The organism is Pseudoalteromonas sp. MelDa3 (assembly GCF_002863625.1).
Lineage (GTDB): Bacteria > Pseudomonadota > Gammaproteobacteria > Enterobacterales > Alteromonadaceae > Pseudoalteromonas > Pseudoalteromonas arctica.
Genome location: NZ_PJBR01000184.1, coordinates 1 through 2,699 on the forward strand (window position 1 = coordinate 1; position 2,699 = coordinate 2,699).

General features: G+C 40.8%; 1 protein-coding gene. It reads left to right on the top strand.

Going from position 1 to position 2,699, the window contains the following annotated elements:
* A partial coding sequence (locus CXF89_RS18890; protein ID WP_121955457.1) for a TonB-dependent receptor plug domain-containing protein occupies positions 1-2,550 on the top strand: 2,550 nt, incomplete at its 5' end.
* Positions 2,551-2,699: the final 149 nt, after the last annotated feature.

The following is a 2,699-nucleotide window of genomic DNA, read 5'->3' on the forward strand; positions in this document are numbered from 1 at the left end:
ATCAAATTTGCTTTAGCTACAACCACTGCAGGGTTGTTTTTTTCAGGTACTGCTGTTGCAGCAGACGAGCAACAACAAACTAAAGTAAACAAAAACGTAGAGAAAATTGCCGTAGTAGGTACGCGTTCAGCTCCACGTTCAATCGGTGATTCACCGGTGCCAATCGATATCATTGGTGGCGAAGAATTAGAAAGATCAGGCAATACCGACATGCTTGAGCTATTAAAAGGTGCAGTGCCATCTTTTAACGTACATCAAAATCCTATTAGCGATGCGGCCTCTCTTGTTCGCCCAGCTAACTTACGTGGTTTACCATCAGACAGCACATTGGTTCTTTTAAACGGCAAACGTCGTCATCGTGCTTCTGTAATTGCATTTTTAGGCGGTGGTATTAACGATGGCGCGCAAGGCGCAGATATTTCAGTTATTCCAAGCATTGCTATTAAACAAGTAGAAGTACTTCGTGATGGCGCAGCAGCACAGTATGGTTCTGATGCAATTGCCGGTGTAATGAACTTCCAGTTAAAAGACGCTTCAGAAGGCGGTAAATTAGAAATTCGCCATGGTCAATTTTATGAAGGTGATGGGGATACAACACAAGTGTCGGGTAACGTGGGTTTACCTTTTACCGACAATGGCTTTGCTAATTTAAGTTTTCAATACAAAACAGCAGATGCAACAAGCCGCTCAGTTCAGCGTGCCGATGCTGCAGCTCTTTCAGCTGCCGGTGTTCCTGATGTATCTTCGCTAGCACAAGTATGGGGCGCACCAGAAGTTGATGACGATATTACAATTTTTGGTAACGTGGGTTTAGAGCTCACTAACGATTCTGAATTTTACATGTTTGGTAACTACTCTGAACGTGATGTACGTGGTGGCTTTTACTACCGTAACCCACAAACGCGTTCTGGTGTTTATTCAAATGATGGTGGCGAAACTCTGCTTGTTGCAGATTTAACACCTGATATGAGCGCTAACTGTCCTACTATTGCAATAACAGATGGCAACGTACTAGATGATCCAGCTTATATAAATGGTGTAGCGAACAACCCAGATTGTTTTGCATTTAACGAATCGCTTCCAGGTGGTTTTACACCTAACTTTGGCGGCAACATTACTGATACTTCTTTAACTATAGGTACTAAAGGGCGATTCACTGGTGGTTTCTTAAAAGATACTTACTATGACTTAAGCGGTACTGTGGGCTTAAATGAATCACGTTACTTTATTTACGATACAGTTAATGCCTCTTTAGGTGCAGATACACCACGTGATTTCAGCCCAGGTAAATATGAGCAACTAGAGAAAAACTTTAACTTTGATTTATCAAAGGGTGTCGACTTTGGTTTAGCTTATGATGTAAATATTGCCGGTGGTTTTGAATGGCACGAAGAAACATTCACTATCATTTCTGGTGATGAAGCATCTTACACTGCAGGCCCTTTAACAGAACAAGGTTTTGGTATTGGCTCTAACGGCTTCCCTGGTTTTAAACCATCACAAGCAGGTGAGTTTTCTCGTCGTAACTATGCAGCATACGTTGATGTTGAAGCACCGTTCACTGAAGATTTCCTAATGGGTGTGGCGCTTCGCTTTGAAGACTACGACAGCTTTGGTACTACAACTAACTACAAAGTAATGGCTCAATACCATTTAACTGAAGATTTAAATATTCGTGGCTCTGTAAGTAGCGGTTTCCGTGCACCGACAGTTGGTCAAGCTAACGTAAGTAACGTACAAACAAGCTTAGACAGCGGCGTATTACAAGACTCAGCGCTTCTTCCACCAACAAACCCAATTGCAGTGCAATTAGGTGGTACAGAGCTTGAGCCGGAAGAATCACAAAGCTATACGCTTGGTGCCGTATACACAATCGGCGAGTTATTTTTAACGCTTGATTACTACAACATTCAAGTAGATGACCGTATTAGCCAATCAGATAAAATCAACTTAAGCCAAGCAGATAAAGATACACTTACAGCGGCTGGAGTTCCTAATGTACAAGGTCTTGCTCAAGTAAGCTTTTTTACAAATGACTTTGATACAACAACACAAGGTATCGATTTAGTTGCAAACTATACAGCTGAACTAATGGGCGGTAGCTCTACATTTAGCCTTGCTTATAACTGGAATGATACTGAAGTAACTCAATTTAGTGAGATTACAGGTGCGTTTAAAGTTAAGCGCTTAGAAGAAGACTTACCGAATCATCGTGCAACGTTCACATTATCTCAGCAGTGGGAATCAGTTTCTGCATTTGCTCGTGCAAACTACTACGGCGAATACCAAGGTGTTCACGTTGATTATGATGCAACAGCTAAAACAGCAGATGCTGCCGTCACTATTGATGCTGAAGTAACTTACTTCTTAAATGAATCAGTTAGCTTCTCTGTAGGCGCTCAAAACTTGTTTGACCAAGATGCTGAAAAACTTGATTTTGCAGATGCAACGGGAATTCCTAATAACAACTGGGGTGGTCAATACTATGAAACATCTCCGTTTGGTATTAACGGTGGCTTTTACTACGCGAAAGCAACATATACTTTCTAAACTATTTTCATGAAGAACCAAAGGCGAAATGTTAAAGACATTTCGCCTTTTTAATTTTATAGTTAATAAAAATAATAATGAACAATACCAATTGCATTGAATAAGTGTTCTATTATAGCGCTCAGAAAATAGCGTAATAACAAGGCGAA